This window comes from Leptospira hartskeerlii, assembly GCF_002811475.1.
Taxonomy (GTDB): Bacteria; Spirochaetota; Leptospiria; order Leptospirales; family Leptospiraceae; genus Leptospira_B; species Leptospira_B hartskeerlii.
Genome location: NZ_NPDL01000005.1, coordinates 96,500 through 109,531 on the forward strand (window position 1 = coordinate 96,500; position 13,032 = coordinate 109,531).

Sequence of the window (13,032 nt, forward strand, 5' to 3'; positions counted from 1 at the left end):
CACATCTTAGAAATATCCGGACAGTTTTGATCTTTTTTCATTGATCGCATTTGATATATTGAAAAAGATGTTTAATATATTGACAAGTTCACAAAAATCCAGCTGCAAAGGTAGGAATTCCTAATGAAAGCAAATAATATCTTAGAGACGATCGGTAATACTCCCCATGTGAAAATCAACCGACTCTTTGGATCTAAATACAATGTATATTCTAAATTAGAGCGTAGCAATCCAGGCGGTTCTATCAAGGATCGTATCGCGCTTTCTATGATCGAGGACGCTGAAAAAAGCGGAAAACTCACTAAGGATACAGTAATCATCGAGCCGACTTCCGGAAACACCGGTATTGGTTTAGCTCTTGTTGCAGCAGTAAAAGGATACCGTTTGATCCTGGTTATGCCTGAGTCTATGAGTGTGGAAAGAAGAAGAATTATGGCTGCTTACGGCGCAGAATTCGACCTGACTCCTCGTGAAAAGGGAATGCCTGGAGCAATCGAAAGAGCAAAACAACTAGTTTCTGAAAATCCAAAAGCTTGGATGCCTCAACAGTTCGAGAATGAAGCAAACATTAAAGTACACGTCGAAACTACTGCAGCAGAAATCTTGAAAGATTTCCCTAACGGAGTGGATGCTCTGATTACTGGAGTAGGAACAGGTGGACATATCACTGGAGTTGCTAAAGTCCTAAAGGAGAAGTTCCCAAAAACTAAAGTATTCGCAGTTGAGCCGGAAGCTTCCCCAGTGATTTCCGGAGGAAAACCTGGACCACACCCGATCCAAGGAATTGGAGCTGGATTCATTCCTAAAAACTTACACACCGATCTACTAGATGGAGTGATCCAAGTTTCTAAGGACGAAGCTTTCGAATACGCACTTCGTGCAGCAAAAGAAGAAGGAATTTTCTTAGGAGTATCTTCCGGTGCAGCTTTAGCAGCGGTTGCTAAAAAACTTCCTGAGCTTCCGGAAGGAGCTACAGTTCTTACCTTCAATTATGACACAGGAGAAAGATACCTTTCTATCGAAGGACTTTTCCCAGTTCCATCTAACGGCTAAGATTTAATTCTAAGTCTGAGATTTTGAAATCCCGGCGGAAACGTCGGGATTTTTTTATACCTTTATCGTTTGTTATAAAAGTATTATAATAAAATACTTGCGTTTCGAATTTAATCGAACATCTGTGCGAAAAAGTGATATAATAAAAAGTTAGATATCAAAGGAAAAAATAAACAGATGTTCAACCGTTTGAAAATATTAAAACAAATCAATGAGTTAGATGCGGAGAAGGATGCACAGAAGATCGTATTCCTTTCAGGAAGTTATGATTTTCCTCAGGATGTGGAGATCTCACTTGCTATTTCATTCTTCAGGACATTTGCAATTCCTTCCATTTCTAAAATACTAAATACAACAAAACGATTCGAATACGCAGGACAGAAGAGATACGACGATACAGCTTTGATACTCGCTGAATTTATAGAGAATGGACTGGACAGTGAACGAGGAAGAGAAGCTATGAGAAGGCTGAACCAGATCCATAAAGAATACGCGATCAAGAACGAAGATTTTCTCTATACTCTCACAACATTTATATTCGAGCCGGATCGCTGGAACCAAAAGTTCGGCTGGAGAAGGAGCACTGAAAAAGAAAGGCTCGCTAACTTCTATCTTTGGAAACGGATCGGAAAAATGATGAATATCAAAAATATTCCGGAAACCTACGAAGAAATGTTGGAGTTTAATCAAAGTTTCGAAAAGGAAAAATTCCTCCGCACTCCTGATTCTGAACAAGTAGCGCTTGCGACTATGAAAATCGCTTCTGCCAGAATTCCAAAGATCCCCGGCTTGGAATATTTAGTATATCATGCAGTCTATTCTCTCATGGACAAACCTCTTAGAGAAGCAATGGGATTTCCAAAAGCGAATCCGATCGTCGCAGCTTTAACTCATGTGGTTTTGAAATTCAGGGCATTTGTCTTACGATATTTTTGGCCCCCTCGAAAAACTCCGTATTACGTGACTAAACGAAATAACCCTACTTATCCGAATGGATATTTGATTGAAGAGTTAGGACCACATTAGAAAAATATGGAAGGGTCGGATTTTCGGCCCGATCCAAAATGTCCATCCTAGTACTTGTAGAATCTCCTACCAAAGTCAAAACAATCTCTTCCTATTTGGGAAAAGAGTATAAGGTGCTCGCCACCTTCGGACATATTTTGGATCTTCCTACGGATCGGATCGGGATCAAAATAGAAAAAGATTTCGAGCCGGAGTATGTTCCTCTCAAAGGCAAAAAGAAAGTCCTATCATCCATTTTAAAAGAGGCTAAATCTCATTCTTCTGTACTCATAGCAACCGACCCGGACAGAGAAGGAGAATTTATAGGATATATCCTGGCCCAAAAATTAGGGAAGAAGGCAAAGATCTCCCGAATTCGTTTCCAAGAGATCCAGAAGGACAAAATTTTACAGGCAATCTCAGAACCGGATGAGATAGATCTGGACCTGGTAGATTCCCAAAAAGCAAGAAGAATCTTAGATAGACTGATCGGATATAAGGTCAGTCCGTTTTTATGGAGAGCAGTAGGCGGAGAAGGTCTCTCAGCAGGAAGAGTCCAGTCTGTCGCTCTAAAATGGATCTGCGAAAGAGAGGAAGAGATCCGTAGTTTCATTCCGGTTACCACCTGGCTTGTTTCCGCCACAGTATTTTATGGATCTGGAGAAAATGAAAGGATCGTTTTTTATTCCAAAAGAGACGCGTTTATCACGCAAAAAGACGCATCTCAATTCTTGGATTCTATATTAAAAAAAACGAAAGTATTGCAGGTCGCTGAAAGAAAGGAAAAGTTTGGAGAAACATTACCTCCACCTCCTTTTACTACTGCAACTTTGCAGCAGGAAGCCTTCAGAGTCTTAAAATTTTCCGCTTCTAAAACAATGAAACTCGCGCAAGAATTGTATGAGGGAACGGATCTGGGAAAAGGAAAATCCCAAGGGCTTATCACTTATATGAGAACAGATTCAGTTCGGATCGGAGAAGAGGCGAGAGATTCTATCCGCAGAAAGATCGCGTCCAAATTCGGAAAAGAATTCATATCGGATAAAACCCAAACTTACAGGCTCAAAAAAACGAAAGGGAAGTCTCAGGATGCTCACGAAGCAATCCGACCTGTGGATGTATTTTTAGAACCTTCTTTTGTACTCGAAGTTGCTGATCGTAATCTGAGTAAAGATTCCAAAAAATTATACGAACTGATCTGGAAACGTGCAGTCGCTTCTCAAATGAAACCGGAAACATGGAAAAGATTAGAATTTGTAGCAAATGGCGGTGGAGAAGTTTGGGAAGGAGAAAAACTTTTTACTATAGATCCTGGTTATAAAAAGATCTATAATCTAAGCCCCGACGTACTTCCCTCTTGGAAAAAGGGAGAAACTCTCACTCCAGATCCATGGGAAATCCAAGAAAAGACGACGGAACCCCCTCCCAGATACACGGAAGCAAGTCTCGTCTCTAAACTAGAAAAAGAAGGGATAGGTAGACCTTCTACATTTGCTTCTATCCTGGAAACATTATATAAAAGAAAATACGTATATTCGGAAAAAGGAAAATTATATTCAGAGACTCTAGGAGAAAAAGTGAATGCATTTCTTCAGGCTGCGTTCGCAGATCTATTTCGAGAAAAATTTACTTCCGAAATGGAACAAAAATTGGATTCTATTGCTTCGGGAGAAGAAAGTAGATCCAAGGTGCTTTCTGAATTTTACTCTGTTTTGGATTCTCAATTAAAGAAAACGAATATAATTGCGATCAATAAGCAGCTAAATGAAAAACCGAAAACGCCTAAGTATGGAATTTGCCCTGTTTGCAAAGAGGGTGAGAGAGTTAGAAAAAAATCTCCCAAAAAGAAAGAATATTATATCTGTTCTAGATTTCCCGCTTGCGATTACGCTGAATATCTTTGATTACTTTCTCTCGGTGACTGCAACCCAGGTGCCGTTACGGTTTTCCGCTTCTACCTTGCGATCATATAGATTTGAAAGTCGTGCAGAACTGAATGCTTCTTTGATCTCACCTGAAAATAAAATTTTGCCTGACTTCAAAAGAGCTGCATGTTCGTAAAAAGGAGGGATCTCGTCGATCCTATGAGTGATGTAAATAGAAGTGAAGTTTCGATTCTTCTTATATTCGTCCAAGAAGTCTATAAATTCCTCTCTCGCGGTCAGATCTAAACCGGAGCAAGGCTCATCTAAGATCACAAATTCAGGAGAAGTGCACATCGCTCTTAAAAAGAGTATCTTCTTCTTTTCTCCCGATGATAAAGTGCGAAATAATTGATTTCTTTTAGCGCCGAAACCGTTCTCTTCTAAAATTCGTTCTGCTTCTTTTTCTTCCCAAGCGTTGGATTCTCTATAAAAACCTATGGTATGAAAAAAACCAGTGAGAAGAACATCATAAACTGTAAGACTTTTTTGGAGTGCGCTTTCTTGCTGGGAAGAATCCAAGATCCCAATTTTATTACGTAAGATTTGCAGAGGAGTTTCTCCGAATGTCTCTCCAAAAAGATTGATCCTACCTGCGGTGGGCCAAACAGAACCGTAGATCAAATTTACAAGTGTGGTCTTTCCGGCACCGTTGCGTCCTAATAGAACCCAATGCTCTCCGGAATTGATCTGAAAGTCGATCCCGTCTAAAATGGGAGTCCCGGATCTATAAAACTTTATTCCGTGTAAATTGAGCAGATTATTGGATTCAGTTTTCTTCATTCGCGATCTCGTAGGCCTTTGCTAATTTTTCGCAGGTCTCTTCGAACTTTGCCTTATCATCTAACTGGAATTTTTTTAGTATACTCGAATCAGCTGCGTAATAGCTGGTTTTCTTATCCAGATAATCGCACATCATATTTGCGACGTATACAGAATCAACTAAATCCGTATAAATCGTGTTAGTTGCCATGAAGGCTCTATGATGAAATTCTATCATATGAACAAGATCAGGAGGAAAATCCCATTTTCTCGCAAGCATTGCGCCTAAGGTAGGATGAGAAATGCCTGTGGAAATTTCTTCTAAGATCGTGGAATTGGAAAGGTCTCTATGCTTTTGGTAAGATGCCAAACGTTTGAATAATGTTGGATCCAATGAAAGCAAAATGAATTTTCCTAAATCATGGAGTAAAGCACCGACCGCTGCGATATCGGAAAGTTTTCCGAGTCCCGCTCTTTGGGAAACCTGTCTTGCGAAATAACTCGCAAGGTTGGAATGATTCCATACTTCCTGCAGTTTGGAATATCTTCCTTCCATAATCTTTCGGACTCCCGATACGTACAAAAGATTTCGGACGTTCTTCAGTCCCACAACCTTAACAGCTTGGACGATTGTATTTACCTTATTCCTACTCGCGAAACCGGCAGAGTTAGATAGTTTTAGAAGATCCGCACTAATTGCAGGGTTCCTTTCTATCTCGTTTGCAATCACTCCTAGATCCGAATCAGGATTGTTACAAAGATTTATGATCCGTGTGAGAGTATGAGGAAGAGGGGGAAGTCCATCTACTTCTGCAAAGATCTTGTCTTTGAGTTTAGTGGCCACATCCAATGGAACGATCTGTTTAGGGATCACCAAGGTCGCTCTTGTAATCTTGCCGTCAGTTTCTATCTTAAATTTATCGGGGCCTATGCCTGAGTTTTTTAATAATAGTTGTATGAGCACAAGTCCTAGGCCTGCGCTTTCTTGGCTGTCCGCCATAGACATGAATGCGTCCGATAGATCGTTGAACTTACTCGCCGATTCTAATCTAGCCTTGATCCTTTCGGATTCTTGGGGAAGAAGTGCGGCATCATTTTCTATCAAAAAGATCAGGTTCTGATTCATGATCTTTGCGCGAAGACGCACGGCTAAATTGGAACCTTTTAGTACCTTTTCTTGTTCATCCCATTTATGAATGATATCTTCCAGAAAACGTTTCATCCCTTTGTTATAATGAGATGCTTCGTTGATATTCAATCCCTCTGTAAGGAAGAAAAGTCTCTTGGCGTTCGCTTTATTTGCGTTCATCAAGAGTTCTTTTAGAATGGTGGAAACCACTTCCGTGAGAAACAACCTGTCCAAGTTTCCCAAAACCTGTAAGAGCAGAAGATAAATCTGCTGGTGATCCTCGTCCGAAATAAATCTATATTCCAGTTCGATATCTTTCCCAGAGACGAGGGCTTCCGTGAGTTCTGTAGGATTTAGCATTCCCTCAAATTTGGGCCTAAACTCCCTTGTCGCAAGAAAAAAAATGCGCTCCATTCTTCGGATTAGGCACCTGTTTGTCCGGGGAAAACCTAAAATATAATGTGGGGGCCGGAAATGGAGAAGGAGCCAAAAAATTCAGAAAAAGGAGCCGAAAAAATCGGCGAGGATTTGCAGGAAGAACTCAGATTTTTTCTAGAAAATCGATTGGATGGACTTTTGGATGAGGCGGAGAAGTTCAGGCAGACCAAACAATCTTATAGAAAGACCCGATCCAAGTTTTTAAGAAAGGAACCTAATCCAGAAAAAAACCAGGGATTTTTGCCTTTCCTTTATTCTATTTCTAACCAGAGGGAGGGGAATAGGGAGGAGCCGGAGTCTAAGGTATCAGGGGATGAGTCTTAATATGGGACCAATCCTAGATTATTTTCTCATTACGCAAATAAAGATGGACATTTGGATGGAAAGATTCATGGTAGAGGCGAATGGATAGCAACTTCTACTTCGAAGAGGCTCCTGAGGACTCGGAGAGTCGGGATATCTTAGATATCATGGACTCCTACCGGTACATGAACTCCTCTTACTTTTTCGATTTTATATCGGATGGAAGATGGGATCATGGAAAAGGTTGGGTGGAGAAAAACATCGACCGAGGACTTTGGACCACAAGATTCGTTCCGGGCAGCATAGATCGTTACCATAGACCGCAATCTGGTCAAAGTCCCTGAGCACAAAAAAAGGACCCAAAAACGGGTCCTTTTTTATTATACTGACTTGAGAAGCAAGCTCAGGTCTTTTTAGTCTTAGTTCACCAATTTCAAACCGTTAATGTCTATGATCTTACGATAGACAAGTTTGTTCTTCTCTTTTTGAGGGTTGAAGATCAGAACTACCACCTTGTTAAAAGTGAAATATCCAGGACGATACTCCGTGTAATGATGAGAGAAGATCGTGGATTTGTATTTAGCATTGTATACGGTATAAGTGTGTTTGCTTAAAGTGTCGTGCTTTTGTTTTTGCAGATCTTCTGCAGTTTGAGGAACAAAGTTACTTACGAGCACTTTGTCTTTTGCTGGACCTTCTTCTCCATAAAGAACGATAGGAAGCGCATCCTTAGGATTATTAGTGAGATAATGAACCAGAGTGTCCAGATTCGGATTCGGGAATTTTACTTTTTCTCCTCTCGCGATCTTTTCATCGTAGCTCTTTTTCACTTCTCCGTATTTCTTCTCTCCCCAAACGTTTTTACTGTCTAGTTTTACCGGAACCAGGTTCTGGAAGTTTACTACCTTTGTTTCTTCTTCCACATCGTACTGTCTCCATTTAGGGAAGGGGACCAGTTCTCTGCGATCGTCTACTCTGGAAAGAGGAGTTTCGTTTACTGCTAAAATATAAATGGAGAAGTTCGCCGGGTCGAAGTCTCTGTTCTCGAGTTCTACCATCACGTCCATAAACTCGCCCTTTCCGTTGTCCGCATGTCTACGGAAGAAGGAAACTTCTTTGACTAAGAGTCTATCGTCGTAATACGCGAGTGGATAGTATTCCACTCCTTCGGAACCTTTGCTTTCCTTCTCTGCATTGTTTTGGCCGGAAATGCCATTTCCCAAAATTAAGAATAATAGGATAAAAGAAAATTTTGCGACGGATTTCATGCGATTTATTGTCCCAGTACGGTTCTTCATATTGAATATCGACTTCTTAGCCTCGAAACTTAGCCGTTCCTTCTCGTTTTCCTCAAAAAAATGAGAAGAATTCCGCTTCGGGCGGAAAAACGGATCGATTCTATCGAATCTAGGAAATTTAGTCCAGCGGATTAAAGTTTGGAAAAAGCCTAAGAAATTAGGCTTCTTTGATATGGTTCTTGTCGTCTACGAGTACGACTTGGGGTTTGTAACCCTTGGGCAGATCTTTTTCTTCCAAGGAGCCGTAGGAGATGATGATTACCTTGTCTCCTTTCATTCCGAGACGGGCAGCGGCACCGTTCAAGCAGATCTCTCCGGAACCTCTTTTGCCTTCAATCAGATATGTCTCGAATCTGGATCCATTGTTTACATTCACAACGGAAACTTTTTCGTAAGGATACATTCCTGCGGCATCTACTAAATCCATATCGACCGTCAGGCTTCCCTCGTAATTGAGGTCAGCGTCGGTTACGGTGGCTCTATGGATTTTACCTTTGCAAATATTGATGAGCATTCAGTTTACTCGCTAAAAAGTACCTTAAATATTTTGCCCGAGATATTCAAAAGCGTTTTTCTCTTAAAGAAATGGATTTTAGTGTTAATAGTTTCTTTGCTAAACTTAATTTCCGAGAAAAGAGGAGTGATCACGTAATTCTCATACAAATTCGGATACACTCTGTTCTCGTCGTAAACGCTTCCTTTGAAATTTTCCAGAACCTTGCGAAGGATCCTTTTTTCCTGGCGATTCAGGTCTATTTCGTCCTCATGCTCAGTTCCTACCCAGGTTAGTAAATAACCCGAGATCCCGGTCTCGGTCAATTTTGGGATCACATCTATTAGACGATTTTCTTTCAGGTGAAGAAGTGCCTGATTCAGCTCCATCGGATAAGGAGAATCTTCCAAATGGATATATTTTTGCCCCGTAATCACTTTGGCGTATTTTTGGAAGAATACTCCGTCAGAAAGATAGACCAATTTTGCGAGTTCCTGACGGTTTCTTCCTCTGGGAGATCTTTGGAGTATAAAGGAGATGACTTCGAGCAGCTTTTCCATAAATAATACGAGTGTGCAGGCTTTTTCCCTGAAAAATCCCCTTCCGTACGAAGATTACGTTCGCTTCCAGGAAAAGTCCCGGGAGAATAGAAGGGAATCGATTCTATTTTTAGAACACCCTCTTACGATTACCGGGGGGATCAATTATAATATCGACAATCTTCTCCGAAATGAGGACTTCCTTTCCGAACAAGGTATCTCTCTCCAATACATAAAAAGAGGAGGGGATTATACCGCTCATGAGCCGGGACAGATCGTTACCTATGTACATTTGGACTTGAAAAAAAGGGAAATTTCCATCGCGGAATTTCTGGACCAAGTGCTTGAATCTGCAATTTATTCCACAAAGAAAGTTTGGGGTTTGGATCTTGTGAAAAATCCTCACGCCCCCGGACTTTATCTTTCTACTTCTCCCAATCGTAAAATTCTTTCGATGGGAGTTTTGTTCAAGTCTTGGTTTACTAGCTACGGGATCGCTCTTAACGTTTCTAACGATTTTTCCGCCTTTCAGTGTATCCATCCTTGCGGACAGGACTGGAAGTCCATGATTTCAGTCGCCCAACTCGGGCTTCCGAGCGGAGAAGATAAGAAGAAGGAATGGATCCAAGCATTTCAGTCCAAATTTCTGGAAAATTTAAGGCCGATTAAAGACAAGATCCGCGCCTAAAATGGATTTTTATTCTTTAGAAAAAAGCCGAAATCGGCCGATTTTTAAAAGAAGAGAGGTTCCCAGGTGCAAATTTTTAAACATATTCTATTTTTCATTTTAGCACTTTTGATTTGTGAAGGAATCGCAGCCGGAGCCTCTGCATGGGCCTTCCTGGAATCTTCTCTTGCTTCTTTCGAGCAGATCAAAAATCTTTCGGATCAAAGAGCCAGGGACACTATCGGTGCCATCTCCAAATCCAGTGAAGGAAAATTAAGCAAAGACAGATTGGAAGATCTGAACTTCGCATTCACTAGACTTGTGAAAGTGACTTCGGGAGATAAGGAAGGATTTATTATTTCTGAGATTAGTTTGACTAATGATTCAGGGATCGTTCTTGCATCATCTAACGAAGATTATGTGTCTGACCCTAGAGTAAAAAGAAGACCTGAACCTAAGTTTTTATCTCCAAGTTATACGGCAGCACATCATTTGAGAAAATGGCAGATTGGAACTCCGATCCTTTTGGGAGAAAAGAATACATTCCAGAATGATAAACTGATGCAGATCGTTTCTCCGTATTTCCCTGAAATTTCCGAACCGAGCGTTCTTCTTTCCATGGCAGTATATCATCCTGAAAAATTGGAAAGGGTAGCTTCTCTTCATATGAAATATGAAAGAGGGAATTTTACACATTTTGTAAAGATACAGACAGAGCTATTCTGGTGGACTTTGCAGAATAATGCGATTATCGCTCTTATCTGTGCTTTTATATTAGGATTTGCTCATTTACTCATTAAGAGTGTTCGCACTTCCTTTACTCAAGATGGAAAGTATATTGCGGATCCTTCTTCTCCTCCTTTATGGGAGAAGGTCGACTTTGCTCAAACACAAGGTCCTATCCGTTGGAGAGAAAATCCATCTACTTCAACTTCTTACCAAAGTCAAAATCCGGCTCCTGTTTCTCCGAGTAATGTGCCGGTGACCCCTGCGGTATCTGCTCCTTCTACTGCGCAAGCAGTCAATAGGGAGAAAGCGGAAATTATAGACGCTATCTATCTAGGATAAACTTTTTTGGAAATTCATACTACAAAACTAGGACATATACTGAAGGTAACTCCGAAAGGGGTTCTCGATTCTTATTCCGCATTCGATCTCGTACGATTTATCAAAACTCGTTGGGAAGAAGGGGAAAGACTTGTGTTAGTCAATTCTCGTTCCGTGGAATATATAGAAGAAGATGGGATTTCCGCACTTGTAGAGTTAAAAAACTTCTTCGATAAATTCGGCGGTAATATTGCATTCAGCGATTGGAATGAAGAAGGTTTACTTGTTTTAGGATTGTTCGGTTTGAATAAGAACCCGAACTTTTTTAAAAATGAAAAAGACGCAGAAGTTTGGCTTTCTTCTTTAAAAATTGAGGATAGAAGGACGAGATCCGAAAAGTCGGAAAGTATTTCTTCTCTAAGACAAACTAAGCCAATCCAGTTTTATTCAAGTCCTTCTTCCAGTCTTAGCAAGTCGGACGTATATGTTCCTGAGATCAGTACTGTTCCAATCCATGGAAAAGAGCCGGCGGAGAAGACTAAAATCGGTAAGGATCTGGACCATTCCTTAGAGCAGGCGCGAAACTTCCAAGAAAGGGTCTTGTATTGCGAGTCTTGTAGAGCAAGACTTAGGATCAAGAGTCTTGGCCGTCACCAATGTCCTAATTGCGGAATTCAGTTTGACGTAAGTCGCACCGGTGGAGTTCGATACTTGGAGAAACTATTAGGTTAGTTTCAGTTCGCCGGAAACACCGACCACGTAGGATCTCTTGTCCCAAGCAGCTAGAAGAAGTTTCGCTCTTTCTTTTTACACCCTCATTTCTAGAATTTTAGGAGTGTTCCGAGACCATTTTATGGCCGTGTCTTTCGGGACAGGCACAGTGGCCTCCGCATTTTCAGTCGCATATAGATTGCCAAATATGTTCCGGAATTTATTGGCAGAGGGAACTCTTTCCCAATCCTTCATGCCATTATACTCGGATGCGGAGAAGGAAGGAGTGGACGCTGCTCGAAAAATGAGCGGTGCAGTATTAAGTTTTCTTTTCGTAATCCTACTAAGTTTCGTAGTAATCGTATTTACATTCTCTCCTTTTGCTTTGCCGATCCTTGTCGGCGGGACCGCAGAATATTCCGGGCTTGTAGTCGAACTTACCTATATTCTGTTTTTCTTAATCGTTACTGCGAGTCTATCTTCGATCTATATGGCGATCTCCAACGTCAAAAATAGATTTTTTGTTCCTTCTCTTTCTCCTATCATATTGAACCTTAGTTATCTCACTGTATTTTTGGGAATTTTTCCTTTTGTAGATTGGGAACTTTTAACTAAGGTGAGAGTTCTCTGTTTTGCGATCGTAGGCGGGGGAATTATTCAATTGGCTGTCCAAGCCTGGTATGTTTCTAAAAATGGAGAAGGCCCGATATTCTCTTGGAATTATAAACATCCTGCTATTTTAAAAATATTTAAACTGATGTTGCCGGCCGCAGTTGGAGGCGGTTTTTATCAATTAGGGCTTTTGGTGGATATATTTTTAGCAAACTATGTGCAGAACGCGAATCCAGGTTTAGGCGCGGTCGTTAGTTTAGATTATGCGCAGAGGTTAGTTCAGCTTCCCACCGGAATTATTGGCGTTGCACTTGCAACCACAACCTTGCCCGCATTACTTTCTTCCTTAAAGGAAGATAAACATTCCGAAGTTCCTAAGGAAATGTTGGGAGTTTTAGGATTTGCAGCTTTTTTAACTGCGCCAGCCGCTCTAGGGATCGGGATTTTGGCGGGTCCTATCTTAGATTCCATTTATTATGGAGGAAGATGGGATCATTTGGCTACGGAGACTACGATTATACCTCTGGTATTTTATTCATTGGCAGTTCCATTCTATAGTATGAATAAGGTTTTGATCTCTACTTATTATGCATTCCAAGATACTAAAACTCCTTTGAGGGTCCAGGCATTCACTTTTGTTCTGAACTTGACCTTGAACTTTTCACTGATATTTTATCTAAAACATTCAGCAATCGCGCTGGCATCCGCAGTTTCTACCGTAGTGACTTGGACTTTGTTATCGAATAGTTTAAAAAAACATAGGGTCACTTTTCCTTGGGAAGGTTTTCTTTCTAAAATTGGGAATTTGCTCCTTCCTCTTTTCGCTATGGCTGCATTTTTATTCTTATACAAGGAGACAGTCCATCCTTGGGCTTTAGGTTTTCTCTCGGAAAAAGGACTAAGTTATGCGAATTCTTCCAGGATCTCGCTTTGCGCGGCTGTCTTTCCCGGCATGGCAATTTTTTTCCTAATCAGTCTGCTTTTGGGTATAGAAGAGATACGGTTAATAGCTGGAAAAATATTTCGTAAGAAGTAATTTTGCCCGGAAGATCC

At 40.9% G+C, this 13,032-nt stretch carries 14 protein-coding genes; 9 read left to right on the forward strand and 5 right to left on the reverse strand.

Going from position 1 to position 13,032, the window contains the following annotated elements:
• The first annotated feature begins 123 nt into the window (after positions 1-123).
• The 3 genes from cysK to topA all read left to right on the forward strand — a co-directional run bounded on the left by cysK (position 124) and on the right by topA (position 3,962).
• Positions 124-1,053: a cysteine synthase A gene (cysK, locus tag CH352_RS10490; protein WP_100707075.1), complete on the forward strand. Its 930-nt coding sequence runs from the start codon at positions 124-126 to the stop codon at positions 1,051-1,053.
• 177 nt (positions 1,054-1,230) lie between these two features.
• On the forward strand, positions 1,231-2,079 hold the full coding sequence (locus CH352_RS10495) for an oxygenase MpaB family protein (protein ID WP_100707076.1): 849 nt from the start codon (positions 1,231-1,233) through the stop codon (positions 2,077-2,079).
• 38 nt (positions 2,080-2,117) lie between these two features.
• Complete coding sequence (gene topA / locus CH352_RS10500; RefSeq protein ID WP_100707077.1) at positions 2,118-3,962, forward strand: type I DNA topoisomerase; 1,845 nt, start codon at positions 2,118-2,120, stop codon at positions 3,960-3,962.
• Here the strand turns inward: topA and CH352_RS10505 are convergent, their stop codons facing one another.
• Both CH352_RS10505 and CH352_RS10510 read right to left on the reverse strand, forming a co-directional pair.
• Positions 3,963-4,763, reverse strand: coding sequence for an ABC transporter ATP-binding protein (locus CH352_RS10505; RefSeq protein ID WP_100707078.1), 801 nt, complete (start codon positions 4,761-4,763; stop codon positions 3,963-3,965).
• Positions 4,750-6,231 carry an HDOD domain-containing protein gene (locus CH352_RS10510; RefSeq protein ID WP_100707079.1) on the reverse strand — a complete coding sequence of 494 codons (1,482 nt, stop codon included), beginning with the start codon at positions 6,229-6,231 and terminating at the stop codon, positions 4,750-4,752. The genes CH352_RS10505 and CH352_RS10510 overlap by 14 nt, the downstream gene beginning before the upstream one ends.
• A gap of 99 nt (positions 6,232-6,330) precedes the next feature.
• On the opposite strand from CH352_RS10510, the gene CH352_RS10515 reads away from it, so the two are divergent.
• Both CH352_RS10515 and CH352_RS10520 read left to right on the forward strand, forming a co-directional pair.
• Positions 6,331-6,633, forward strand: a complete 303-nt coding sequence (locus CH352_RS10515; RefSeq protein WP_244283360.1) for a hypothetical protein — start codon at positions 6,331-6,333, stop codon at positions 6,631-6,633.
• An 80-nt stretch (positions 6,634-6,713) separates the two neighbouring features.
• The gene (locus CH352_RS10520; protein WP_100707080.1) at positions 6,714-6,956 is read left to right on the forward strand and encodes a hypothetical protein; all 243 of its coding nucleotides are present in this window, start codon (positions 6,714-6,716) and stop codon (positions 6,954-6,956) included.
• Positions 6,957-7,031: 75 nt separating this feature from the next.
• Here CH352_RS10520 and CH352_RS10525 read toward each other — a convergent pair whose 3' ends face one another.
• The 3 genes from CH352_RS10525 to CH352_RS10535 all read right to left on the reverse strand — a co-directional run bounded on the left by CH352_RS10525 (position 7,032) and on the right by CH352_RS10535 (position 8,963).
• On the reverse strand, positions 7,032-7,880 hold the full coding sequence (locus tag CH352_RS10525) for a hypothetical protein (RefSeq protein ID WP_100707081.1): 849 nt from the start codon (positions 7,878-7,880) through the stop codon (positions 7,032-7,034).
• A 187-nt stretch (positions 7,881-8,067) separates the two neighbouring features.
• Positions 8,068-8,424, reverse strand: a complete 357-nt coding sequence (panD, locus tag CH352_RS10530; protein WP_100707082.1) for an aspartate 1-decarboxylase — start codon at positions 8,422-8,424, stop codon at positions 8,068-8,070.
• 5 nt (positions 8,425-8,429) lie between these two features.
• Entirely contained in the window at positions 8,430-8,963 is a 534-nt protein-coding gene (locus CH352_RS10535; protein WP_100707083.1) for a type II toxin-antitoxin system antitoxin SocA domain-containing protein, read from the reverse strand.
• Between CH352_RS10535 and lipB the strand changes: the two genes are divergently transcribed.
• The 4 genes from lipB to murJ all read left to right on the forward strand — a co-directional run bounded on the left by lipB (position 8,941) and on the right by murJ (position 13,015).
• Positions 8,941-9,630, forward strand: coding sequence for a lipoyl(octanoyl) transferase LipB (gene lipB / locus CH352_RS10540; protein ID WP_100707084.1), 690 nt, complete (start codon positions 8,941-8,943; stop codon positions 9,628-9,630). The two genes, CH352_RS10535 and lipB, sit on opposite strands and share 23 nt — an antisense overlap.
• Before the next feature lie 66 nt (positions 9,631-9,696).
• Positions 9,697-10,677, forward strand: coding sequence for an LIC_12071 family protein (locus CH352_RS10545; RefSeq protein ID WP_100707085.1), 981 nt, complete (start codon positions 9,697-9,699; stop codon positions 10,675-10,677).
• 6 nt (positions 10,678-10,683) lie between these two features.
• Positions 10,684-11,388 (forward strand): STAS domain-containing protein, encoded by a 705-nt coding sequence (locus tag CH352_RS10550; protein WP_100707086.1) that lies wholly within the window; start codon positions 10,684-10,686, stop codon positions 11,386-11,388.
• Positions 11,389-11,425: 37 nt separating this feature from the next.
• The gene (murJ, locus tag CH352_RS10555; protein ID WP_100707087.1) at positions 11,426-13,015 is read left to right on the forward strand and encodes a murein biosynthesis integral membrane protein MurJ; all 1,590 of its coding nucleotides are present in this window, start codon (positions 11,426-11,428) and stop codon (positions 13,013-13,015) included.
• Positions 13,016-13,032 lie beyond the last annotated feature (17 nt).

Excerpts from the sequence above, each read along its gene's own strand:
- CH352_RS10495 (WP_100707076.1), top strand. The coding sequence starts at position 1,231 with ATGTTCAACCGTTTGAAAATATTAAAACAAATCAATGAGTTAGATGCG.
- CH352_RS10535 (WP_100707083.1), bottom strand. The coding sequence starts at position 8,963 with ATGGAAAAGCTGCTCGAAGTCATCTCCTTTATACTCCAAAGATCTCCC.
- panD (WP_100707082.1), bottom strand. The coding sequence starts at position 8,424 with ATGCTCATCAATATTTGCAAAGGTAAAATCCATAGAGCCACCGTAACC.
- cysK (WP_100707075.1), top strand. The coding sequence starts at position 124 with ATGAAAGCAAATAATATCTTAGAGACGATCGGTAATACTCCCCATGTG.
- CH352_RS10505 (WP_100707078.1), bottom strand. The coding sequence starts at position 4,763 with ATGAAGAAAACTGAATCCAATAATCTGCTCAATTTACACGGAATAAAG.
- CH352_RS10520 (WP_100707080.1), top strand. The coding sequence starts at position 6,714 with ATGGATAGCAACTTCTACTTCGAAGAGGCTCCTGAGGACTCGGAGAGT.
- CH352_RS10525 (WP_100707081.1), bottom strand. The coding sequence starts at position 7,880 with ATGAAATCCGTCGCAAAATTTTCTTTTATCCTATTATTCTTAATTTTG.
- topA (WP_100707077.1), top strand. The coding sequence starts at position 2,118 with ATGTCCATCCTAGTACTTGTAGAATCTCCTACCAAAGTCAAAACAATC.
- CH352_RS10515 (WP_244283360.1), top strand. The coding sequence starts at position 6,331 with ATGTGGGGGCCGGAAATGGAGAAGGAGCCAAAAAATTCAGAAAAAGGA.
- CH352_RS10510 (WP_100707079.1), bottom strand. The coding sequence starts at position 6,231 with ATGCTAAATCCTACAGAACTCACGGAAGCCCTCGTCTCTGGGAAAGAT.
- lipB (WP_100707084.1), top strand. The coding sequence starts at position 8,941 with ATGACTTCGAGCAGCTTTTCCATAAATAATACGAGTGTGCAGGCTTTT.